18 protein-coding genes are annotated in these 22996 nt (G+C 72.4%); 13 read left to right on the forward strand and 5 right to left on the reverse strand.

Translation table 11 applies throughout. The annotated features are described in order from the left end of the window. Positions 1–14: 14 nt before the first annotated feature. The 5 genes from J8403_RS22160 to J8403_RS22180 all read left to right on the forward strand — a co-directional run bounded on the left by J8403_RS22160 (position 15) and on the right by J8403_RS22180 (position 11036). The gene (locus J8403_RS22160; RefSeq protein WP_211124686.1) at positions 15–1622 is read left to right on the forward strand and encodes a cytochrome ubiquinol oxidase subunit I; all 1608 of its coding nucleotides are present in this window, start codon (positions 15–17) and stop codon (positions 1620–1622) included. Positions 1623–1637: 15 nt separating this feature from the next. Beyond that, positions 1638–2639, forward strand: coding sequence for a cytochrome d ubiquinol oxidase subunit II (gene cydB / locus J8403_RS22165; protein WP_211124687.1), 1002 nt, complete (start codon positions 1638–1640; stop codon positions 2637–2639). Between the two features lie 21 nt (positions 2640–2660). After that, positions 2661–6578, forward strand: coding sequence for a thiol reductant ABC exporter subunit CydD (gene cydD / locus J8403_RS22170; RefSeq protein WP_211124688.1), 3918 nt, complete (start codon positions 2661–2663; stop codon positions 6576–6578). 1192 nt (positions 6579–7770) lie between these two features. Continuing rightward, entirely contained in the window at positions 7771–9447 is a 1677-nt protein-coding gene (locus tag J8403_RS22175; protein ID WP_211124689.1) for a sensor histidine kinase, read from the forward strand. Positions 9448–10196: 749 nt separating this feature from the next. After that, the gene (locus J8403_RS22180) at positions 10197–11036 is read left to right on the forward strand and encodes a hypothetical protein (RefSeq protein WP_211124690.1); all 840 of its coding nucleotides are present in this window, start codon (positions 10197–10199) and stop codon (positions 11034–11036) included. 86 nt (positions 11037–11122) lie between these two features. Here J8403_RS22180 and J8403_RS22185 read toward each other — a convergent pair whose 3' ends face one another. Beyond that, a complete protein-coding gene (locus J8403_RS22185) occupies positions 11123–12016 on the reverse strand; it encodes an HAD family hydrolase (RefSeq protein WP_425519821.1) in 894 nt (297 codons plus the stop codon). A gap of 159 nt (positions 12017–12175) precedes the next feature. Here J8403_RS22185 and J8403_RS22190 point away from each other — a divergent pair, with 159 nt between their 5' ends. From J8403_RS22190 to J8403_RS22225, 8 genes are all read left to right on the forward strand, one after another. Continuing rightward, positions 12176–13084 (forward strand): LLM class flavin-dependent oxidoreductase, encoded by a 909-nt coding sequence (locus tag J8403_RS22190; protein WP_211124692.1) that lies wholly within the window; start codon positions 12176–12178, stop codon positions 13082–13084. 160 nt (positions 13085–13244) lie between these two features. Further along, positions 13245–14153, forward strand: coding sequence for a zinc metalloprotease HtpX (gene htpX / locus J8403_RS22195; RefSeq protein ID WP_211124693.1), 909 nt, complete (start codon positions 13245–13247; stop codon positions 14151–14153). 2 nt (positions 14154–14155) lie between these two features. Next, positions 14156–14740, forward strand: a complete 585-nt coding sequence (gene pspAB, locus J8403_RS22200) for a PspA-associated protein PspAB (protein WP_211124694.1) — start codon at positions 14156–14158, stop codon at positions 14738–14740. A 320-nt stretch (positions 14741–15060) separates the two neighbouring features. After that, the gene (locus tag J8403_RS22205; protein WP_059143688.1) at positions 15061–15624 is read left to right on the forward strand and encodes a hypothetical protein; all 564 of its coding nucleotides are present in this window, start codon (positions 15061–15063) and stop codon (positions 15622–15624) included. A 115-nt stretch (positions 15625–15739) separates the two neighbouring features. Next, positions 15740–16837: an ABC transporter ATP-binding protein gene (locus J8403_RS22210; protein WP_246585936.1), complete on the forward strand. Its 1098-nt coding sequence runs from the start codon at positions 15740–15742 to the stop codon at positions 16835–16837. Then, positions 16827–17726 (forward strand): ABC transporter permease, encoded by a 900-nt coding sequence (locus tag J8403_RS22215; protein WP_211124696.1) that lies wholly within the window; start codon positions 16827–16829, stop codon positions 17724–17726. Before J8403_RS22210 ends, J8403_RS22215 begins: the two co-directional genes overlap by 11 nt. Beyond that, entirely contained in the window at positions 17723–18649 is a 927-nt protein-coding gene (locus J8403_RS22220; protein ID WP_211124697.1) for an ABC transporter ATP-binding protein, read from the forward strand. Before J8403_RS22215 ends, J8403_RS22220 begins: the two co-directional genes overlap by 4 nt. A gap of 15 nt (positions 18650–18664) precedes the next feature. Next, on the forward strand, positions 18665–19393 hold the full coding sequence (locus J8403_RS22225) for an ABC transporter permease subunit (RefSeq protein WP_211124698.1): 729 nt from the start codon (positions 18665–18667) through the stop codon (positions 19391–19393). Positions 19394–19578: 185 nt separating this feature from the next. Here the strand turns inward: J8403_RS22225 and J8403_RS22230 are convergent, their stop codons facing one another. The 4 genes from J8403_RS22230 to J8403_RS22245 form a co-directional block, all read right to left on the reverse strand. Then, positions 19579–19890, reverse strand: a complete 312-nt coding sequence (locus tag J8403_RS22230; RefSeq protein WP_425519822.1) for a hypothetical protein — start codon at positions 19888–19890, stop codon at positions 19579–19581. A gap of 156 nt (positions 19891–20046) precedes the next feature. After that, positions 20047–21339, reverse strand: coding sequence for a CynX/NimT family MFS transporter (locus J8403_RS22235; protein WP_211124699.1), 1293 nt, complete (start codon positions 21337–21339; stop codon positions 20047–20049). 70 nt (positions 21340–21409) lie between these two features. Next, complete coding sequence (locus J8403_RS22240; protein WP_211124700.1) at positions 21410–22120, reverse strand: FadR/GntR family transcriptional regulator; 711 nt, start codon at positions 22118–22120, stop codon at positions 21410–21412. Between the two features lie 113 nt (positions 22121–22233). Further along, positions 22234–22983 carry a hypothetical protein gene (locus J8403_RS22245; protein ID WP_211124701.1) on the reverse strand — a complete coding sequence of 250 codons (750 nt, stop codon included), beginning with the start codon at positions 22981–22983 and terminating at the stop codon, positions 22234–22236. Positions 22984–22996 lie beyond the last annotated feature (13 nt).

Below are 22996 nucleotides of genomic sequence, written 5' to 3' on the forward strand. Positions count from 1 at the left end.
AAGGAGAGATTCAGGTGAATCTGGCTCTGGCGCCGGAGACGCTCGCCCGATGGCAGTTCGGCATCACCACCGTCTACCACTTCCTCTTCGTGCCACTGACGATCTCCCTCGCCGCGATCACGGCGGGTCTGGAGACCGCCTGGGTCCGCACGGGCAAGGAGAAGTACTTCCACGCCACCAAGTTCTGGGGCAAGCTCTTCCTGATCAATATCGCGATGGGTGTGGTCACCGGCATCGTGCAGGAGTTCCAGTTCGGCATGAACTGGTCGGACTACTCCCGCTTCGTCGGTGATGTCTTCGGTGCCCCGCTCGCGATGGAGGCCCTGCTGGCCTTCTTCTTCGAGTCCACCTTCATAGGTCTGTGGATCTTCGGCTGGGACAAGCTGCCCAAGAAGATCCACTGCGCCTGCATCTGGATCGTCTCGATCGGCACGATCCTCTCGTCGTACTTCATCCTGGCCGCCAACTCCTGGATGCAGCACCCGACCGGCTACACCATCGACAAGGCCACCGGAAAGGCCCAGCTCACCGACATCTGGGCGGTGCTGACCCAGAACACCACCCTCGTCGTGGTCTTCCACACCCTGACCGCGGCCTTCCTCACCGGCGCCGCCTTCATCATCGGCATCTCCTCCTTCCATCTGCTGCGGGCCAAGCGCCGCCGGGAGCGTGGCGAGGAGCTGGGTGAGCAGCGGAAGAAGCAGATCGGGGCGATGCGGGCCTCGCTGCGGGTGGGCCTGGTCGTCGCGGTCATCGCGGGGATCGGCACGGCGCTCAGCGGTGACCAGCTCGGCAAGGTGATGTTCGAGCAGCAGCCGATGAAGATGGCGGCGGCCGAGGCGCTGTGGGACACCCAGGCGCCCGCGCCCTTCTCGGTCTTCGCCGTCGGCGATGTCAGCAAGGGCCACAACAGCGTCGAGCTGGAGGTCCCCGCCGCGCTCTCCTTCCTGGCGCACAGCAACTTCACCGACGCCGTCCCCGGGATCAATGACATCGCCCAGCGGGAGGCCGACGCCTACGGCGGGCAGCCCGATGACTACATCCCCAGCATTTTCATGACCTTCTGGGGCTTCCGGCTGATGATCGGCTTCGGCATGACCTCGTTCGTCGCCGGGCTGATCGGGCTGTGGACGACCCGGCGCAAGCGGTGGCTGGCGCCCGCCTTCCGCACCGGCGAGGACGAGGTGCCCCGGCTCATGCTCACCAAGAAGCGCGAAATGAGCCCGCTGCTGTCCACCTGGTCCTGGCGGATCGGCATCCTCACCATGGGCTTCCCGCTGATCGCCAACTCCTTCGGCTGGATCTTCACCGAGATGGGCCGGCAGCCCTGGGTGGTCTACGGGCTGATGAAGACCGCCGACGCGGTCTCCCCCGGGGTCAGCCGGACCGAGGTGCTGATCTCCCTCGGCGTCTTCACGCTGCTGTACGGGGTGCTCGCGGTGATCGAGGTGCGGCTGCTGACCAAGTACGCCAAGGCCGGACCGGACACCGCCGAGAAGCCGCCCGCCAAGGACCCGAAGCTGCGGCTGCCCTCGGGCGGTCCGGGTGGCCCGGGCGGTCCGGACGGCGGGTCCGCCGCCGAGGACGAGGACGCCGACAAGCCGCTGACCTTCGCGTACTGACGGCCGGAGAGAATCATGAACCTTCACGACTTCTGGTTTCTGCTGATCGCCTTCCTGTGGACGGGCTACTTCTTCCTGGAGGGCTTCGACTTCGGCATCGGCGTGCTGACCAAGCTGCTCGCCCGCGACCGCACCGAGCGCCGGGTCCTGATCAACACGATCGGGCCGGTGTGGGACGGCAATGAGGTCTGGCTGATCACGGCGGCCGGTGGGACCTTCGCCGCCTTCCCCGACTGGTACGCGACGCTCTTCAGCGGCTTCTATCTGCCGCTGCTGGCCATCCTGGTCTGCCTGATCGTGCGCGGTGTCGCCTTCGAGTACCGGCACAAGCGCCCCGAGGACCGCTGGCAGCGCAACTGGGAGCATGCGATCTTCTGGTGCTCGCTGCTGCCCGCGTTCCTGTGGGGCGCGATCTTCGCCAACCTGGTGCACGGGGTGCCGATCGGCCGGGACGGGAACTACGCGGGCGGTCTGCCGGACCTGATCACGCCGTACGCGCTGCTGGGCGGGGTGGTCACGCTGGTGCTGTTCACCTTCCACGGCGCCGTCTTCGCCGCGCTCAAGACGTCCGGGGACATCCGGACGAGGGCACGGCGGTATGCGACCGGGCTCGGGCTGGCGACCGTCGTGGTCGCGGTGCCGTTCCTGGTCTGGACGCAGAGCGACAGCGGGAACGCCCGCAGTCTGGTGGCGGTCGTCATCGCCGTCCTGGCGCTCGCCGTGGCCCTGGTCATGAACCGGCGGGGGCGCGAGGGGTGGGCGTTCGGGCTGTCCGGTGTGGCCGTCGCGGCGGCCGTCGCGATGCTCTTCCTGGCCCTGTTCCCCGACGTCATGCCCTCCTCGCTGGACCCGAAGTGGAGCCTGACGGCGGCGAACGCGGCCTCCAGCCCCTATACGCTCAAGATCATGACGTGGGTCGGGGTGATCATGATGCCGCTGATCATGGCCTACCAGGCGTGGACGTACTGGGTCTTCCGTAAGCGCATCGGTACCCGGCACATCCCCGCCGCCCACTGACGCTCGGGTGGTGTGTTTCACGTGAAACCAATCGATCCCCGGCTGCTGCGGTACGCACGGGCCACCCGGTTCTTCCTGGTCGCCTCCGTGGCGCTGGGCCTGGCCGGAGCGGGTCTGGTCATCGCGCAGGCGATGCTGATCGCCGAGATCGTGGTGGGTGCCTTCCAGCGGGGCGAGGACGTGGGGGCGCTGACGCTTCCACTGGGGCTGCTGGCGCTGGTCGCCGTCGGCCGGGCGGTCGTCTCCTGGCTGACCGAGCTGGCCGCCCATCGGGCCGGCGCGGCGGTCAAGTCGGAGCTGCGGCTGCGACTGGTGGAACGGGCCGTGCGGCTCGGGCCGAGCTGGCTGGACTCCCAGCGGACCGGTGAACTCACCACCCTCGCCACCCGGGGCATCGACGCGCTGGACGACTACTTCGCGCGCTATCTGCCCCAATTGGGGCTGGCCGTGGTGGTGCCGGTGGCGGTGCTCGCCCGGATCGTCACCGCGGACTGGATCTCCGCGCTGATCATCGTCGCCACGCTGCCGCTGATCCCGCTGTTCATGATGCTCATCGGCTGGGCCACCCAGTCCCGGATGGACCGCCAGTGGCGGCTGCTGTCCCGGCTGTCCGGGCACTTCCTCGATGTCGTCGCCGGACTGCCGACCCTCAAGGTCTTCGGCCGGGCGAAGGCCCAGGCGGCCTCGATCCGCGCGATCACGGCCGACTACCGGCGGGCCACGCTCAAGACGCTGCGGCTGGCCTTCCTGTCCTCCCTGGCCCTGGAACTGCTCTCCACCGTGTCGGTCGCCCTGGTCGCGGTCGACATCGGGATGCGGCTGGTGCACGGCGAGATGGACCTCTTCACCGGGCTCGTGGTGCTGGTGCTCGCCCCTGAGGCGTACCTGCCGCTGCGGCAGGTGGGCGCGCAGTACCACGCGGCGGCGGAGGGGCTGGCGGCGGCGGACGAGGTGTTCGCGGTGCTGGAGCGCGAGCCCTCGAACGTCGGCGGTTCGCCGGCAACCGATGTCCGGGTGGCGCCCGATGTCCGGGCGGCACTCGATGCCTCGGTGGCCCCCGAGGCCCGGGTGACCCCCGACGCCTGGGCGGCCCCCGACGCCTGGGCGGCCCCCGAGGCCCGGGTGGCCCCCGAGGCCTGGGCGGCCCCCGAGGCCCGGGTGGCCCCTGACGCCCGGAGCGCCGCGCTCACGCTGGACGGGCTGGTGGTTCGCCACCCCGGGCGCGGCGAACCGTCCCTCACCCGGACCTCGTTCGAGATCCGTCCGGGGGAGACGGTCGCCGTCGTGGGCCCCAGCGGTGCCGGGAAGTCGACGCTGCTGAACGCCGTGCTGGGCTTCGCGGCACCGGACGAGGGCCGGGTGCTGATCGGGGGCCGCGACCTGGCCGGGCTGGACCCGGAGAGCTGGCGGCGGCAGATCGCCTGGGTGCCCCAGCGCCCGTATCTCTTCGCCGGGACCATCGCGGAGAACGTCCGGCTGGCCCGGCCGGACGCCGATGACGCGGCGGTACGGGCCGCCCTGCGGGACGCGGACGCACTGCGCTTCGTCTCCGCGCTTCCGGACGGGATCGAGTCCCGGCTCGGAGAGATGGGCGCCGGGCTCTCCGCGGGCCAGCGGCAGCGGATCGCCCTGGCGCGCGCCTTCATGGCCGACCGGCCGGTGCTGCTGCTGGACGAGCCGACGGCGAATCTGGACGGCGAGACGGAGGCATCGGTCGTCGAGGCGGTGCGGCGGCTGGCCGAGGGCCGCACGGTGCTGCTGGTGGTCCACCGCCCGGCGCTGCTTCCGCTGGCTGACCGCGTGCTGCGGCTGCCGGGGCCGGATGCTTCTGGCGGACCGGTCCTCCTGCCCGATGTTGCTGGTGGGCCGGTGCTCCTGCCGGACGCTTCCGGTGGACCTGCTCTCCTGTCCGAGGCTTCCGGCGGGCCGGTGCTCCTGCCGGACGCTTCCGGTGGACCTGCTCTCCGGCCCGAGGCTTCTGGCGGACCGGTCCTCCCGCCGGACGCTCTGCGCGAGTCGGCGTTGGGGGGTGGCGTGCGCCCGGGGCCGACCGTCTCTCTCCGGCCCGTGACCGCGCCGGGCGGACCGGTCGCGTCGCGGAACTCGGCTGCGTCGCGTCGCTCGGCCGCACGTCCGCGCCGAGGCGCGCTGGCGCGGGTGCGGGGCGCCGCGCGCGGAGGCCGCGGCCGGTTCGGGCTGGCGCTGCTGCTCGGGAGCCTCGCCCTGCTGAGCGCGGTCGGGCTGATGGCCGTCTCCGGTTGGCTGATCTCCCGGGCCGCGCAGCAGCCGCCCGTCCTCTATCTGATGGTGGCCGTCACCGCGACGCGGGCGTTCGGGATCGGCCGGGCCGTCTTCCGCTACGCCGAGCGTCTGGTCTCGCATGACGCCGTGCTGCGGGTGCTGGCCGAGCTGAGGGTCGCCGTCTACCGGCGGCTGGAGCGGCTGGCGCCCGCCGGACTCGGCCGGACGCGCCGCGGCGATCTGCTCTCCCGGCTGGTGGCCGATGTGGACGCCGTCCAGGACTACTTCCTGCGCTGGCTGCTGCCCGTCGGTACCGCCCTGACCGTCGGCGTGGCCTCGGTGGGCTTCCTCACCTGGGTGCTGCCCGAGGCCGGGGCCGTGCTGGCGGCGGGGCTGCTGGTGGCGGGGGTCGCGGTGCCCGTCGTGTCCGGGGCGCTCGCGCGGCGGGCGGAGCGCCGGCTGGCCCCGGCGCGCGGTGCCCTGTCGGCGCAGGTCGTCGATCTGCTGGCCGGGGCCGCCGAGTTGACCGTCGCGGGCGCGCTGCCGCGTCGGCTGGACGCGGTACGCCGGGCCGATGGGGCGCTCACCGGGATCGCCCGGCGGGCGGCGGCCGCCGCAGGCACCGGTGCCGGGCTGTCCGCACTGGTCTGCGGGCTGACCGTGGCGGCCGCGGCGTGGGTGGGAGTGCCGGCCGTGGCGGACGGCCGGATCCACGGGGTGTGGCTGGCGGTCGTGGTGCTGACCCCGCTCGCCGCCTTCGAGGCCGTCGCGGGGCTGCCGCTCGCGGTGCAGCACCGGCAGCGGGTGCGGCGGGCCGCGGAGCGGGTGTACGAGGTGCTGGACGAGCCGCTTCCGGTGCGCGAGCCGGACCAGGCGCGGCGCGAGGAGGCGCCCGGTGCGCCGTATCCGCTGGTGCTGCGCGGGATCACCGCCCGCCACCCCGGGCAGGGTGCCGCCGCGCTGGACGGGTTCGGCCTGGAGCTGCGGCCGGGCCGCCGGGTCGCGGTCGTCGGCCCGTCGGGGGCGGGCAAGAGCACGCTCGCCCAGGTGCTGCTCCGCTTCCTGGACACCGAGGACGGCACCTACACCCTGGCGGGCCGGGACGCCGCCGACCTGGACGGGGACGCGGTGCGGCGGCTCGTCGGTCTCTGCGCCCAGGACGCCCATGTCTTCGACAGTTCGCTGCGCGAGAACCTGCGGCTGGCCCGCCCCGGCGCGAGCGATGACGAGCTGCGCGCGGCGCTGGCCGCGGCCCGGCTGCTGGCCTGGGTGGACGGACTGCCGAACGGCCTGGACACGCTCGTCGGCGAGCAGGGCGCACGGCTCTCGGGCGGTCAGCGGCAGCGGCTGGCGCTTGCCCGCGCGCTGCTGGCGGACTTCCCCGTGCTGGTGCTGGACGAACCGGCCGAGCACCTGGACCTGCCCACGGCCGACGCCCTGACGGCCGACCTGCTGTCGGCGACCCAGGGGCGCACCACGGTCCTGATCACACACCGGCTGGCGGGCCTGGACGCGGTGGACGAGGTGATCGTGCTCGACGGGGGCCGGGCCGTCCAGCGCGGCACGTACGGAGAACTGGCCTCGGCCGACGGACCGTTCCGCCGGATGCTGGACCGCGAGGCCGCGGAGGGCGGAGCCCTGGAGAGCGGAGCGCTGGTGGGGCTGGTGGGTGCCGGGCACGGGGGCGCTGGGCGCTAGGTCGTCGGGCACTGGGGCGCCGGGCACCTGGGGCGCCAAGCACCTGGGCGCCGGGCACTGGGGCGCTGGCTAGGCGGCTCTGCCTGGCGGATCGTCGCGGCCCCGGGACTCCTGGTCCGACGGCCCTGGCTATGGCCGGGAGTCGCCTCCCCGGCACCGCTGGGAGGCGCCATGGCAGCAGACGGCGTGGGCCTCGGCCCCAGCCCGCGGCGGGCCAGGGCGCCACCTGCCGTGGACTATGGCGCCAGACGGGCGCGGGGTCCGGCAGCAGGCGGCGCGGGTCTCGGCAACGGTCACAGGGGGCTGCGGCACGAGCGGCCGCGGGCTACCGCGAGGTCGGTGCGGGGTCCGGCAGCAGGCGGCGCGGCTGCGGCAACGGCTGCAGTGGGCCACGGCGTCAGCTGTCGCGTGCTGCGGCGCCAGCCAGGCGCGGGCCCGGCAGCAGGCGGCGCGGGCCTCGGCCCCAGCCCGCGGCGGGCTGCCGTGGGCTACGGCGCCTGCTGTCGCGGGGCTACGGCGTCAGATGGGCGCCGGGGCCCGGGCACCGGACGGCGCGGGCCTCGGTGCCGGCTCGCAGCGGCACGGCTGCCGTGGGCTACGGCGCCACCAGTCGCGGAGTCCGACACCAGATGGCGCGGGCCACGGTAATGGCGGGCCACGGTAATGGCCGGAGCGGTCCACGGCAGTAGATGCCGCAGGCCACGGCAGCAGGCGGTGCGGACCAGGGCATGAGCTGTCGCAGGCCACCCGTTAGCTGTCGCGGGCTACGGCGCCAGACGGCGCGGGTTGTGGCAACGGCCGCAGCGGGCCACGGCAGCAGGCGGTGCGGACCACGGCACGAGCTGTCGCGGGCCGCGGCGACCGACGGGCTCGGGGTCCGCCAGCAGACTGCGCGGGCTTCGGCCTCAGCCCGCGGGCTACGGCACGAGCTGTCGCAGGCCACCGCCAGCTGTCGCGGGCTACCGAGCCAGGCTGCGCAGGCTGTGGCCGCGGCAGCAGATGCCGCAGGACACGGCACCAGCTGTCCGTGGGCCGCGGCGCCAGCCTCAGCGGGCCTCGGGCCTCGCGGTGCCGGCCGGCCGATGTCGCAGGCGCCAGTCGACCGATGTGCGGGCGACGAAGATCCACCGGGCAGGGGCCGGCGCGAGCAGAGCGGGGGCGTTCATCTGGGCCATTCATTAGGCTCGACGGCATGGCGGCCGCTGCGCCCTCCCCCGATCCCCTGGACGTGGCCGCGGAGGCGACCCGGGGTCTGCGTGGGCTGTCCACCGAGCTCACGGCGCGGCTCCCGCGGCTGCTGGAGGCGATGCGTTCGCTCGGCGACGGGCCGGACGCCCACACCGTCCTCGACCGGATCGTGCGCACCGCGGCCGAGCTGGTGGGCGCCCGCCGCGCCGCGATCGGGGTGCACCACGCCGCCGGCGACGCCGCCGAAGGGCAGGGCTTGGCCGATGTGGTCACTTACGGCGAGACCGACACCGAGACCGACCGGGAGCGGTGCGCAGAGCTGCTGGCCGACGCACGGCGCGCCGAGTCGCCGTCGGATGACCGGCCGCCGGGCTCGTACCTCAGCGTTCCGCTGCGGGTCGGGGAGGAGGTCTTCGGCACCCTCTACCTCGCCGGGAAGCGGGACGACGGTCCGTTCACCGAGTCCGACCGGCATCTGGTCGAGGTGCTGGCGACGGAGGCGGGGATCGCCATCGGCCACACCCGCGTCCAGGGGGCCACCCGCCAGCGCGAGCGCTGGATCGAGGGATCGGTGGCCGTCACCCAGACGCTGCTGTCCGGCGGCGCCGGGGAAGGGCCCGCCGTGGTCGCCGAGAAGGTCAGGGAACTCGCGGACGCGGTGGTGGGGATCGTGCTGCTGCCGGAGGAGGGCGATGGCGGGCTGAAGGTCGCGGCGGTGGCCGCCGATGAGCGGTCCGGGCTGCTCGGCACCGTACTGCCGGCCCGCTCCCCAGCCGTGCCGAGGCTGCTGGCCGGGCAGCCGGTCGTCATCGAGGACCCGGCCGCCGACCCGCTGCTCGGCACCGGCGTCCCCGGGCGTTACGGGCCGAGCCTGATGGTCCCGCTGAGCAGCGGGGAACGGGTGGTCGGCGTGCTGGCCACCGCGCGCGAGCACGGCGCCCGCCCGTTCACCGCCACCGAGCGCACGCTGGCCGCCCAGTTCGCGGCGCAGGCGGCGGTCGCGCTGGTGCTCGCCGAGGCGCAGCGCGACCGGGAGCGGCTCGCGGTCCTCGAGGAGCGCGATCGGATCGCCCGCGATCTCCACGACCTCGTCGTCCAGCGGCTCTTCGCGACCGGGATGCTGCTGGAGAGCGCGGAGCGCCAGTCGGACGCGCCGGAGGTGCGGGAGCGGATCGAGCGGGCCGTCGAGGAACTGGGCGCCACCATCCAGGAGGTGCGGATGGCGATCTACGCACTGCAGCAGACCCCGCCCGAGACGCCGCCCGGGTTGCGCGGCCGGGTGCTGCGGGAGGTCAGGGCCGCCGCCGTGCCGCTGGGCTTCCAGCCGTCCCTGACCTTCGTGGGACCGGTGGACTCCCGGGTCGGCACGGCCACCGGCGCCCATCTCGTCGCGGCGCTGCGCGAGGCGCTGTCCAACGCCTTCCGGCACGCGCGGGCGGAACGGATCGAGGTGGTCGTGGACGCCACTGGGCAGCTTGCGGACGGGCGACCGTCGGTGCGGCTGACCGTCGCGGACGACGGGGTGGGCGTGCCCGCGGGCGGGCGGCGCAGCGGCCTGACGAACCTGGTGCGGCGGGCCGAGGCGTTGGGCGGATCGAGCGGCGTCGGGCCCGGACTCGGGGAGGGCGGGCGCGGGACGGCGGTGGTGTGGGAGGCGCCGCTACCGAGCGAGGGCGCCTGACGGCGCCGTACGTCTGACGGCGCCGTACGTCTGACAGCGGTTGTGCGTCTGACGCCGCCGTGCGTCTGATGCGGCTGTATGTCTGGCGTCGTCATAGCCTGACGGCGCTGTGTGCCCGACGGTGGGCTGTGTGCCTGCGCCTGCCGTGCGTCTGACGCCGCTGTGCGCCTGCGTCTGCCGTACGCGTGAGGCCTCGGTACGTCTGCGTCTGCCATACGCGTGACGCCGCCCAGCACCTGACGGCGGGCTGTGTGCCTGCTTCTGCTGTGCGTCTGACGCTGCGCGCGTCTGCGTCCGCCGTACGCGTGACGGCGCTGTGTGCCCGACGGTGGGCTGTGCGCCTGCGCCTGCCGTGCGCCTGACGCCTCGGTACGTCTGCGTCTGCCGCACGCCTGACGCCGCCCAGCGCCCGACGGCGTGCTGCGTGCCTGCGTCTGCCGCCGTACGCCTGGCGCCGTCGCGCGCCTGGCGCCGCCGTACGCCTACGTCTGCCGCCCGGTGGCGACGCGTCACCGCCCGGCGAGGGTGGTGCCCGGCGGGCCGCTGTGGGCCCGACACGCCGCTGTGGGGGGGGGCCGGTTGTCGCTCGCCCGGCCCAACGCCTCACCTACGCGGGCCAACTAGCGCGCCGTCGGAGTGCGGTGCGTGGTGGCCGACGGTGGGATGAGGCTCGCGGGCCGTTCGGACCTTCGTATCCCACCGCCCTCCGCGGCAGATGTTGGCCCGACCGCGGGGAAGGAAGTCATGACGTGAACAGCCAGAGTCCCACTCCCAAGCGATCCCGGGCGCGCCGCCGGGTCCTCTTCGCCACCCTTGCTGCGGCGAGCCTCACCGGCCAGGTGCTGACCATGTCACCCGCCGCTCAGGCGGACGACACCCTGGGTGGCGGCCGTCCCAAGCCGCCCCGGCCGCCGTCCATCATCCACGGGGTCCAGGAGTTCACCACGGATGGCACCTTCACGCCTCCCGCGGGCGTCACCTCGGTGCACATCCAGGCGTGGGGAGCGGGCGGCGGTGGCGGCGGCGGTGGTGGCGGCGCCAGCGCCACCCTGACCGGCCCCGGCGGCACCGGTGGTGGCGGCGGGGCCGGCGGCTTCACCTGGTGTGTCATCCCGGTCACGCCGTTCGCCACCTACTCGGTGGACCTGGGTACCGCCGGCGGCGCCGGTGGTGCCGGTAGCGGTGGAACCGTGGGCGGCAACCCGGGAGGGAACGGCGGCGCCGGCGGGCCGGGCACCGCGACCACGCTGACCTCCAGCAGCGGCGTCCAGCTCGTCGCCGGTGGCGGCACGGGCGGCACGGGCGGTGCCGGCGGTACGGCCGCTCCGGGCATTCCGGGTACCGGCGGCACCGGCGGCACCGGCGCCTGCAACAGCCTCTCCGTGGTGAACCGCACCGGTGAGAACGGGGCGTCCGGTGCCGACGGCGGCGAGGGCGGCGACGCGGTCGACGGCATCGTCGAGCTGCCCCCGACGAACACCAGCGCGGGCGGCGACGGCGGCGTCGGCGGCCCCGGTGGCAACACCCCGGGCAGCGCGGGCGCCCCCGGTACCCCCGGTGGTAACGGCTACCTGGTCTTCTTCTGGTGAAACGCGGTTGGTAAACGCGTCTGATAAACGCGGTTGTGCGAAGCGCCGCCCCCCGGCCCCACGGCCGGGGGGCGGTCGCGTGCGCTTCAGCCCGCCAGGGTCCGCTCGACGATCCGCTCGATGACGGCGGCGACGCCGTCCTCGGTGTTGGCGCCCGTGCGGTGGGTGGTCGCGGCGAGCACCTCCGGATGGGCGTTGGCCATCGCGTAGGAGGTGCCCGCCCACATCAGCATCTCCAGGTCATTGGGCATGTCGCCGAACGCCACGACCTCCGCGGCGGAGATCCCGCGCTCGGCACAGCACCGGGCCAGCGTGCTGGCCTTGCTGACCCCGAGCCCGCTGACCTCCAGCAGGGCGGACGGGCTGGAGCGGGTGAAGTCGCCGTAGGTCCCGGCCACCGAGCGGGCCAGCTCGAGGAAGGCGTCGGGCGCCAGCTCGGGGTGGTGGGCGAGCAGCTTGAGCACCGGCATGTCGGCGTGCGCGAATCCGTCGTGCAGCAGCTTCTCGGCGGGTGCGACGATCGCGCCCGGGTCGAGGTGGAACGGCGGGTACTCCGGTTCGTAGAAGATCCCGCCGCTGCGCTCGACCGCGAAGGACGTGCCGGGGGCCGCCTCGCGCAGCGCCTCGACGACGGCGAGGGCCTGGTCGGCGGCGAGCGGGCGGACCTCGATCGGCAGCCCGTCCCGGTGCAGATCGACCACGGCGGCGCCGTTGGCGCAGATCGCCAGGCCGTGGCCGTGCACATGGGCGCTGACGACGTCCATCCAACGGGCCGGGCGGCCGGTGACGAAGAACACCTCGATCCCCGCCCGCTCGGCCGCCGCGAGCGCCGCCACGGTGCGGTCGGAGACCGTCTTGTCGTCCTGCAGCAGGGTGCCGTCGAGGTCGGTGGCGATCAGCCGGGGCCGGGCCGGGGCGGGGTGGGAGGGCTCTGGGGCCGGGGTGTTCGGCCGCTCGGTCGCAGGGGTCACGGCAACCATCCTCCCGCATATGCCGCTCAGCGGTGCCGGGGCTGTGCTCGTGCAGGTCCATGGGCGCCGTTACGGGCGTGCGGCCGGTGCGATGTCGGCAGGGCGTTGATCTCGGTACGGCGCCGATATCGGTGTGGCGTTGTCACACCCACCGCTTAGGCTCACCCCATGCGAGTGAGCACCGTGATCCTGCCCGTCTACCGCTGGTCCGAGCGCGGCCGGGAGATATGGCAGCGCGCCGAGGAGCTGGGTTTCCACGCCGCGTACACCTATGACCACCTGTCCTGGCGCAGCTTTCGCGACGGGCCCTGGTTCGGGGCGGTCCCCACGCTGACGGCGGCCGCGGCGGCGACCTCCCGGCTGCGGCTGGGCACCCTGGTCACCTCCCCGAACTTCCGGCATCCGGTGACGCTGGCCAAGGAGCTGATCACGCTGGACGACGTGTCCGGCGGGCGGATCACGCTCGGCATCGGCGCGGGAGGCTCCGGCTTCGACGCGACGGCGCTGCTGCGGGGCGCCGAGGAGCCGTGGTCGCCCCGGGAGCGGGCGGACCGCTTCGGCGAGTTCGTCGAGCTGCTCGACCAGCTGCTGACGCACGATGTGGTGACGCACGAGGGCACCCACTACAGCGCCCACGAGGTGCGCGACATCCCCGGCTGTGTGCAGCGGCCGCGGCTGCCGTTCGCGGTGGCCGCCACCGGTCCGCGCGGGCTGCGGCTCGCGGCGCGTTACGGCCAGGCGTGGGTGACCACGGGCGATCCGAAGATCTCCGAGACCGGCACCCCGGCCGATTCGCTGGCCGCCATCGCCGGTCAGATCGAGCGGTTGGGCCGGGCGTGCGCGGAGGCCGGACGGGACACCGGCGAGCTCGACAAGATCATGCTCACCGGTTTCACCCCGGAGGCCGCAGGCCCGCTGAGCTCGGTGGACGCTTTCGTGGACTTCGCGGGATGCCATGCCGAGCTGGGCATCGACGAGATCGTGCTGCACTGGCCGATCCTCGATTCGATCTTCGCGGCCGACCTCGCGACCTTCGAGAAGATCGCCACGGAGGGCGCGGCACAGGTCGCCGGATAGGCGGCACAGGCCGCCGGATAATGGGCGTGGCACAGGCCGCCGGATAATGGGCGTGGCACAGACCACCGGATAACCGAACAAAGGGCAGGGCGCAGACCGCCCTATAAGCGGCAGAATCGGGTATAGAGCCATTGGCGTCGCGTCGCTGGGGAGGCATCCCATGCCGCATACCCGCTATCCCCCGGACCGGGGGCTGACCGCCCGCATGGTCATGACGATGTTCTTCATCGGGCTGCTCTATGTGGTCTTCATCGGTGTGCTGCTCGCCCTGTTCAAGGGCGCCTGGCTGCTGATCGTGATCATCGCGGGAGGGCTGTTCGTGGCGCAGTTCTGGTTCAGCGACCGGATCGCGGCGTTCAGCATGGGCGCCCGGGAGGTCACCCCGCAGCAGGCCCCCGAGCTGCACGGTGCGGTGGACCGGCTGTGCGCGCTGGCGGACATGCCCAAGCCGCGGGTGGCCATCGCCGACACCGATGTGCCGAACGCCTTCGCCACCGGCCGCAATCAGCGCAACGCGCTGGTGTGCGCCACCACGGGGCTGCTGCGGCGGCTGGAGCCGGAGGAGCTGGAGGGCGTGCTCGCCCATGAGCTCTCGCATGTGGCGCACCGCGATGTGGCGGTCATGACCATCGCGTCCTTCCTCGGCGTGCTGGCGGGCATCATGACCCGCGCGGCGCTGTGGGGCGGTCTCAGCCGGGGCAGCCGCAACAACAACGTGGGCATCGCGGTGCTGCTCATTCCCCTGATCAGCGCCGTGGTCTATGCGATCAGCTTTCTGTTGACCCGGCTGCTGTCCCGCTATCGCGAGCTGTCCGCCGACCGTGCTGGCGCGCTGCTGACCGGGCGGCCCTCGGCGCTCGCCGCCGCGCTGACCAAGGTGACGGGTCAGATGGCCCGGATCCCGACCCGGGATCTGCGCAAGGTCGAGCCGTTCAACGCCTTCTTCTTCGCGCCCGCGCTCTCCGGGGAGAGCGTCAGCCGGCTCTTCTCCTCGCATCCGCCGCTGGAGCGGCGGCTCGACCAGCTCGCCCGCATCTCCGCCCAGCTCGGCCAGGCGGGAAGGGGCTGAGCATGAGGCTCTTGGACGCCATCCTGGGCCGCAGCAAGCCGGTGCGCCCTGACCTCGACCGGCTCTTCGGGCTCCCGGGGGCCGCGGTCAGCCTGGAGGCGGGGGCGGGGTTCACCCCGACCGGGCAGGGCTCGGTCTGTTTCGCGAGCGTGGAGGGCGGCGCCTTCTCCCAGCTCCAGCGGGATGTGCGGGAGCTGCTGGACGCGGACACGGACCGGGGAGGGGTGCCCGTGGAGTTCAGCCAGGACGCGTACGGCTACACCTGGCTGCTGGCGCGGCAGCCGCCGGACGATGTGCCCGCCTTGGTGAACGATCTGCACGCGGTCAATTCGCTGCTCCAGGACGGCGGGTTCGGCCCTCAGCTGCTGTGCTCGCTGATCGGCTTCCAGGACCCGGCGGGGCGTTCGCTCGCGCTGGTCTATCTCTACAAGCGCGGCACCTTCTACCCCTTCGCGCCGCTGCCGGGCGCCGCTGAGAAGCGGGACAACGCGCTGGAGCTCCAGATACGGGCGCTGCTCGGGGACGATCTGCGGATCGAGGAGGACCTGAGCCGCTGGTTCCCGGTCTGGGGCGCACCGGGTCTCTAGCGGTCCCGGCTCAACCGGGCCTCCAGCGGTCTGGCTCAACCGGGCCTCTAGCGGTCTGGCTCGACCGGGTCTCCAGCGGTCCCGGCTCAACCGGGTCTCCAGCGGTCCGGCTCGACCGGGTCTCCAGCGGTCCTTCTCCGCCCGGATGAACCGGCCCCACTCGTTCCGGATGCGGCGGCCCAACTCCCTCCCCCCTTCCTCCGCGCAAAGGCGAATCCACGGACCGGACAGGCCCTCAGGCATAGGAATGGGCTCGCGGGGCACCTTCTACCTTCGACATCGCATGCCGGAAGGTGACCTGACGCCCGGGGGAGGGTCGAATGAACTACTTGCGCGGCTTCATCCCATGGATCGCCCTCGCGGTCGTGTCGACATTGGGCTGGCAGTGGGGCGCCCTGGCCGGGCTGGTGCTGGGCGGCGCGATGCTGGTGCGGGCCCGTAAGGCGGGCATGGCGGCCGACGCCCTCATCCTGGAGTGCAGCACGGTGGCCTTCTTCACCGCGCTGACGATCTGGGCCTTCGCCCGGCCGGACAGTGGACTCAAGGACTACATCGGGGCGCTGGCGCTGAGCTGGCTCGCCGTCACCGCCTGGACGACACTCGCCGTGGGACGGCCCTTCACCACCGGTGTCGCCCGCCGCCAGGCACCGCCCGAGGTGTGGGACACCTATGTGTTCAAGCGGATCAATGTGGTGATCACCCGCGCCTGGTCCACCGCCTTCACGCTCTCCGCCGCGGCCATGGTCGTGGTGATCTCCGCCGGTCTGGGCATGGTGGCGGCGCTGGCGGTCCAGTTCGCCGGGTTCGTCCTTCCGGCCCTGTTCACCGCGTGGTACCCAGGGTGGGCACGGTCGCGTCTCACACCGGCCGCACACCGGGCATAAGCCCACGGAATGCCTGTGGATACCCGGGGTAACCCCCGCCCGTCGGGGTCCTTCCCCTACGGGCGCGTCAGACCCGAGGACGAGGGGAATCCCACCGTCTGGAGTGACGCCGCTTGTGGCTCACACCACTACGGTCGAACACGTGACTGTGATCGCCACCGAAAGTCTGAGCAAGCGGTTCCCCCGCGTCACCGCGCTCGACCGGCTCTCCGTCGACATCGCACCAGGAGTAACTGGCCTGGTGGGTGCGAACGGCGCCGGTAAGTCCACGCTGATCAAGATCCTGCTCGGGTTGTCCCCCGCCAGCGAGGGCCGCGCTTCCGTGCTCGGTCTCGATGTGGCCAAGGACGGCAGCGCCATCCGCGAAAGCGTCGGCTATATGCCCGAGCACGACTGTCTGCCGCCCGATGTCTCGGCGACCGAGTTCGTCGTCCACATGGCGCGCATGTCCGGGCTGCCGCCCTCCGCCGCCCGTGAGCGCACGGCCGACACGCTGCGCCACGTCGGCCTGTACGAGGAGCGATATCGCCCCATGGGGGGCTACTCCACGGGCATGAAGCAGCGGGTCAAGCTGGCCCAGGCGCTGGTGCACGACCCCCGCCTGGTCCTGCTGGACGAGCCGACCAACGGCCTGGACCCGGTCGGCCGCGATGAGATGCTCGGCCTGATCCGCCGCGTCCACACCGACTTCGGCATCTCGGTCCTGGTCACCTCGCATCTGCTCGGCGAGCTGGAGCGCACCTGCGACCACGTCGTGGTCATCGACGGCGGCAAGCTGCTCCGCTCCAGCTCCACCAGTGACTTCACCCAGGCGACGGCCTCGCTCGCCGTCGAGGTGACGGACACCACCGACCACCCCGACGGCACCAAGGCGCTGCGCACCGCCCTCGACCGGGCCGGGCTCACCGTCCAGCCCGTCGGCCGGGAGGCGGACGGGACGCCCGGCTCCGACCATGTGCTGCTGGTCGACGTCGCGAGCGAGGAGACGTACGACACGGTCCGCGACGCCATCGCCGACCTCGGCCTCGGCCTGGTCCGCATGGAGCAGCGCCGCCACCGCATCGCGGAGATCTTCCGGTCCGACGATGATGCGGACGCCCCGGACGGATCCGGCGCCCCGGACGCATCGGGCGCCCCGGACGGCACGACGAAGCCCGCAGGACCGGCCGGCGCAAGCGCACACGGGAACGGAGGTGCCGTCGATGCCGCCTGAGACCGTGACCCAGCAGCGTGCCGACGTCATTCACAACATCGGCTACCGCCACTACGACGGCCCGCGCCTCGGCCGCGCCTACGCCCGCCGCTCGCTCTTCTCCCAGAGCCTGCGCGGCGCCTATGGCCTCGGCCGCTCGGCGAAATCCAAGGTGGCGCCGATGCTGCTGTTCGCCGTGATGTGCATGCCGGCCGCGATCATCGTCGCGGTGGCCATCGCCACCAAGGTGGACGAGCTCCCCGTCGAGTACACCCGCTACGCGATCATGCTGCAGGCCGTGATCGGCCTGTACACCGCCTCCCAGGCGCCGCAGGCCGTCTCCCGGGACCTCCGCTTCAAGACGGTCCCGCTCTACTTCTCGCGGCCCATCGAAGCGATGGACTATGTGGTGGCCAAGTTCGCCGCCATGGCCTCGTCGCTGTTCATCCTCACCGGCGCGCCCCTGCTGATCCTCTACGTCGGGGCACTGCTCGCCAAGCTGGACTTCGCCGATCAGACGAAGGGCTTCGCACAAGGACTGATCTCCGTGGCTCTGCTCTCGCTTCTCTTCGCCGGCATCAGTCTGGTCGTCGCCGCGCTCACCCCGCGCCGCGGCTTCGGCGTCGCCGCCGTCATCGCCCTGCTGACCATCTCCTACGGCGCGGTGTCCGCCGTCCAGGCCATCGCCTGGGACCAGGGCAACACCGGACCGGTGAGCTGGATCGGGCTGTTCTCGCCGATCACCATCATCGACGGGGTGCAGACGGCGTTCCTCGGTGCCACCTCCTCGTTCCCCGGCGGGGTCGGCCCCGGCACCGGAACCGGGCTCGTCTACGTCCTCGTTCTCCTCGGCCTGATCGCCGGCTCGTACGGGCTGCTGATGCGCCGCTACCGAAAGGTCGGCCTGTGACCACGATCGCCATCGACAACGTCTCCCGCTGGTTCGGGAACGTCGTGGCCGTCAACGACGTGACCATGGACATCGGCCCCGGTGTCACCGGGCTCCTCGGCCCCAACGGCGCCGGCAAGTCCACTCTCATCAACATGATGGGCGGCTTCCTGGCCCCCTCCACCGGGTCCGTGACCCTCGACGGCGCCCCGATCTGGCGCAATGAGCAGGCGTACCGCCACATCGGCATCGTCCCCGAGCGGGAGGCGATGTACGACTTCCTCACCGGCCGCGAGTTCGTGATCGCCAACGCCGAGCTGCACGGGCTGCCCGATCCGCGCGGTGCCGCCCGTAAGGCGCTCGACACCGTCGAGATGGACTACGCGGGCTCCCGGAAGATCTCCACGTACAGCAAGGGCATGCGCCAGCGCGTGAAGATGGCCTCCGCGCTGGTGCACGAGCCCTCGGTGCTCCTCCTGGACGAGCCGTTCAACGGTATGGACCCCCGGCAGCGGATGCAGCTCATGGATCTGCTGCGGCGGATGGGCGCGGAGGGCCGCACCGTGCTGTTCTCCTCGCACATCCTCGAGGAGGTCGAGCAGCTGGCGGCGCATATCGAGGTGATCGTCGCGGGGCGGCACGCCGCCTCCGGCGACTTCCGCAAGATCCGCCGGCTGATGACGGACCGTCCGCACCGCTATCTCGTACGGTCCAGCGACGACCGCGCGCTCGCGGCCGCCCTGATCGCCGACCCGTCGACCACCGGTATCCAGGTCGACGCGAGCACCGGCGCCGACGGCGGACTCCACATCCAGGCGGTCGACTTCGCCCGCTTCACCGAACTGCTGCCCCGGGTCGCCCGTGACCAGCACATCCGGCTCCTCACGGTCTCGCCCTCCGACGAGTCCCTGGAAAGCGTCTTCTCCTACCTCGTCGCGGCCTGAAAGGAGCCCATAGCGATGTCCTCGCTCTACCACCCCACCGTCGCACGGCTCACCTACCGGGCCCTGCTCGGCCGCCGCCGGGCGCTGATCCTCTTCTCACTCCCCGGTCTGCTGCTGTTGATCTCGATCGCCGTACGGCTGCTCACCGGAGCGGACGACGAGACGGCCGACGCGATCCTCGGCGGCTTCGCGATGGCCACCATGGTCCCGCTGATCGGCGTGATCGCCGGTACGGGCGCGATCGGCCCCGAGATCGACGACGGCTCGGTCATCTATCTGCTGGCCAAGCCGGTGAAGCGGCCGACGATCATCTTCACCAAGCTGATCGTGGCGATCGGCGTCACGGTCGCCTTCTCCGCGATCCCCACCCTGCTCGCGGGCTTCCTGCTGAACGGCAACGCCAATCAGCTGGCCGTCGGCTACGCCGTCGCCGCCGCCGTGGCCTCGGTCGCCTACAGCGCGGTCTTCCTGCTGCTGGGCACCGTGACCCGGCATGCGGTGATCGCGGGTCTTGTCTACGCCCTGGTGTGGGAGACCTTCTTCGGCAACCTGGTGGCCGGGGCCCGCAAGCTCAGCGTTCAGCAGTGGGCGCTGGCGCTCGGGCAGAAGGTCGCGGACGGCAATGTGATCACGTCGGATGTCGGCCTGGCGACCGGCGTCATCCTGCTGCTGGTCGTGACCGTGGCCGCGACCTGGTTCGCGGGTCGCAAGCTGCGCACGCTGACCCTCGCGGGGGAGGAGTGACCACCGGCGTGACCTGCGCGGCCCGCGCGATCCGCGTGAAGTGACACCCGGCGCCCGGAGGTTCGTGTACGCCTTACGGGCGCCAGGGTCACGTACGCGCCTTATGGCGTCCGGGAGTTCGTGCCCGCCCTATGGCGTCCGGGAGTTCGTGCCCGCCTTATAGCGCGCAGGAGTTCGTGCCCGCCTTACGGCCGCCACCGCGCAGGGATGGCGGAGCGGCCGCCGGTTGTCTCCGCGGTGGCGGCGGTCGTCGTGACGGCCGCCGCCGCGGCGTGTCCGGGGGCGGCGTTGGCCTGGCCCAGGGCGGAGGCCACGGCCGCGGACGAACCGAGCAGGACGGTCGCCGCCACACAGGCCACGGTCCAGGGGGCTCGCAGCAGCCGCCTGGACCGTGGCCGCCGGGTGCCTCCCGCCGTGGCGCGCATGCCGTGGGCGGTCTTCGCCTCGGCCATCCCGCTCATCCCGCTCATGCCGCTCATCCGGCTCATGCCGCTCATGCCGTCCTCCGGTCCTCGTCGATGCCGATAACACCGAGAGTGGCGGCGGGAGTTGTCGGCCGGCCCTCCGTGGCCTGAGGACCGGCTGTGAAGACGTGAGGCCGCTCAGGCTCAGGCCGTTCGGCCCTCCGGACCCTCAGGACCGCTCAGGACCGCTCAGGACCGGATCTTGCGGTCGCGTCCCGCGCCCAGGCCCAGCGCCGCCAGCACCCCGCACACCGCCAGCATCAGCGTGAGGGGCAGCCCCCAGCCGCCGATGGTCTGGTGCACCACGCCGAGCGCCAGCGGGCCCACCGCGGCCAGCAGATAGCCCCAGGTCTGCGCCATTCCGGACAGCCGCGCCGAGGTGTGGGCGTCCCCGGTCCGCAGCACCATCATGGTCAGCGCGAGCCCCACGGCCCCGCCCTGTCCGACGCCGATCAGCGTCGCCCAGACCCACGCCCCGGCGACGGGAGCCACCAGCAGGCCGGCGATACCGGCGCCCATGAGCGCCGCGACCGCGACGGCCAGCATCCGCTGGGAGCGCATCCGCCCGGCGAGGGTGGGCACCACGAACGAACCGACCATCTGCAGCATGGTGCTGAACGCGAACACCAGCCCGGCCGTGTTCTTGCTCATGCCGTGGTCGGTGAAGATCGTCGGCAGCCAGGCGATGCAGACGTACGCGATCGACGACTGCAACCCCATGAACAGCGTGACCTGCCAGGCCAGCGGGGAGCGGCTCAGCCTCGGCCCCGCCTCCGGCGTCGTCCTTACGGGCGTCGCCGCGGGCTCACCGTGGTGGGTACCGCGCCGTGCGAGCACCGTCTGGGGTATCCAGACCAGCGCCGCGACCGCCGCCAGCAGCGACCAGGAGGCGAGCGACCCCTGCCAGCCGCCGAGCGCGTTCTCCAGGGGCACGGCGGAGGCGGCGGAGACCGTCGCCCCGCCGATCATCGAGGTGGTGTAGAGCGCGGTCATCCCGGCGGCCCGGTGTGGGAAGTCCCGCTTGACCAGGCCCGGCATCAGCACATTGAGGAACGCGATCCCGCTGCCGACGAGGGCGCCCCCGGCGAAGAGCGCCATCACGGGCGATGCCACGCGCAGCAGGATGCCGCCCATCAGCAGCGCCAGCGCGCTCAGCAGCACCGCCTCGGTGCCCCAGCGCCGGGCGAGCCGGGGCGCGAAGGGCGAGGCCAGGCCCATGAAGATCAGCGGAATGGTCGTGACCAGGCTGCTCATGGTCGCGGACAGCCCGAAGTGGCCGCTGATCTCGCCGAGCAGCGGGGAGACCCCGGCGAGCGCGGCCCGCATGTTGAGCGACGCCAGCACGATGCCGATCAGAAGAAGGGCGGGGTGGGCCCGCAGGGCGCGCCGCGCGGCGGCCACCTCGGGGGTCGGCCGCAGATCCGTCTCGGCGTCCACGAGCAGGGGTTCGGCCTCGGGGCCGGGGGTGTGCGGGCGTGGCAAGAAGAGCTCCGTTCCGGTCGTGGTGGGGGTGGGGTGGTCCGGGTCGCGGGGAGGCCCGCCGAGAGGTGGCTCAGCCGGTGGCGAGCAGGGTTTCGATGGCGCGTTTCGGCGCCTCCAGCAGCGCCCGCGCCGCCGCCTCGGCGGCCGCCGGGTCGCCGGAGGCGATGGCGTCGACCAGGGCGCGGTGGTCGGCGGGGACGATGCTCGGCACCTCGCGGTCGCCGAGCGAGGCCACCAGCGAGTCGCGCACCGAGCCGCTGAACCAGCCATAGGTCGCACTCAGCGCGGCGTTGTGCGCGGCCTCGACCACGGCGGTGTGGAATTCCAGGTCATGGGCGGCGTGCAGCTCATGATGGCTATCCGCAGGCGGCTCCCCGGCGTCCTCGAACGCCTCGAGCGACTCCAACGCCGCCCGCATCCGCCGCAGATCCTCGGGGCTGTGCCGAAGCGCGGCCAGCCGCGCACCCTCCGCCTCCAGTGCGATCCGCAGCTCCAGCACATCCCGGATCCCGGCGCGCCGCACTCCCCGCATGACCTCGGCGGGGTCGGTCGTGGAGACCACGAAGGTGCCCTCGCCCTGCCGTGACTGCAGCATCCCCGCGTGCACGAGAACACGAACCGCCTCGCGCACCGTGTTCCGGCCGACCTGGAGCTGTTCGGCGAGGGCATGCTCGGTGGGCACACGGTCGCCGACCTCCCACTCCCCCTCGGCGAGCTGCGCCCGCAGCTGCTCCACCACGGAGTCGACCAACGACTGCCGCCCAGCCGCCCGCAACGCCATCCCTCTCGGCTCCCTCACTTCGATTCACCCGGTTGCCCAGTCATCCTACAACTCGCGGCCGGAAAGCCCGGCGGACAGGGCGCCCACCCCGCCCACCGAGCTCCTCCGATCCGCTACGCGCGCCGCCGCTTGGCGCGCCGTGCCCGCCGCTGGACCGACTCGGCCTTGAGCGTGGCGACGTCCTTGCGGACCTCGGTCATGTCCTCACCGAGATCGCAGAGCCGCTCGCTCATGGCACAGATGACCCGCCCGTGCGCGTCGAGCCGCCGGTCCATACCGTCGAGCCGAGCGGAGACCCTGGCCATCCACGGCGCCAGCTCGCGCAGTGTGGAACCGACATCCGCCAGACACGCCTCGACGGCGTCGAGGCGGTTGCCGATCGGCCCGGCCAGCATCCGCTCGGTGAGGATGCGTTCGAACGGGAGCTGATCCGTCCCGACCTCCGGTCCGCTCCTGGCCGACTCCTCGACATCGAGCAGATAGGTTCGTACCCGCTTGGCGATATCGCTGTCCCGCAGCAACATCGCGACGTTGAGCACCGCCCGGCGGGGGTAGAGGGTCAGCTGGGTGCATGCCTGTGGATAACTCGGATCCCATAGGTCCATTGTGGACCTATGGAAGCCTTGCAGGTCAGCACCTCGGAGTGTGTGCATCCCGTTGCTGTGGAACTCCTCCCGGTGCCGTTTGGCCAGACTCTTGACGGCTTCTTCCCCAACCTCGAAGTACTCCGCGACCATGCGCGTGGTGATATGCAGCCCATCCGGCAGCATGGTCAGAACCTTGACCTTGTCGAGGACATCCGTCCGTTCGATGACGCTGTCGCGCAGTGCGCGCGACTCCAGTAGTGCGATCTCAGGTGGCATCTGTGTGCCTTCC

Source organism: Streptomyces yatensis, from assembly GCF_018069625.1.
Taxonomy (GTDB): domain Bacteria; phylum Actinomycetota; class Actinomycetes; order Streptomycetales; family Streptomycetaceae; genus Streptomyces; species Streptomyces yatensis.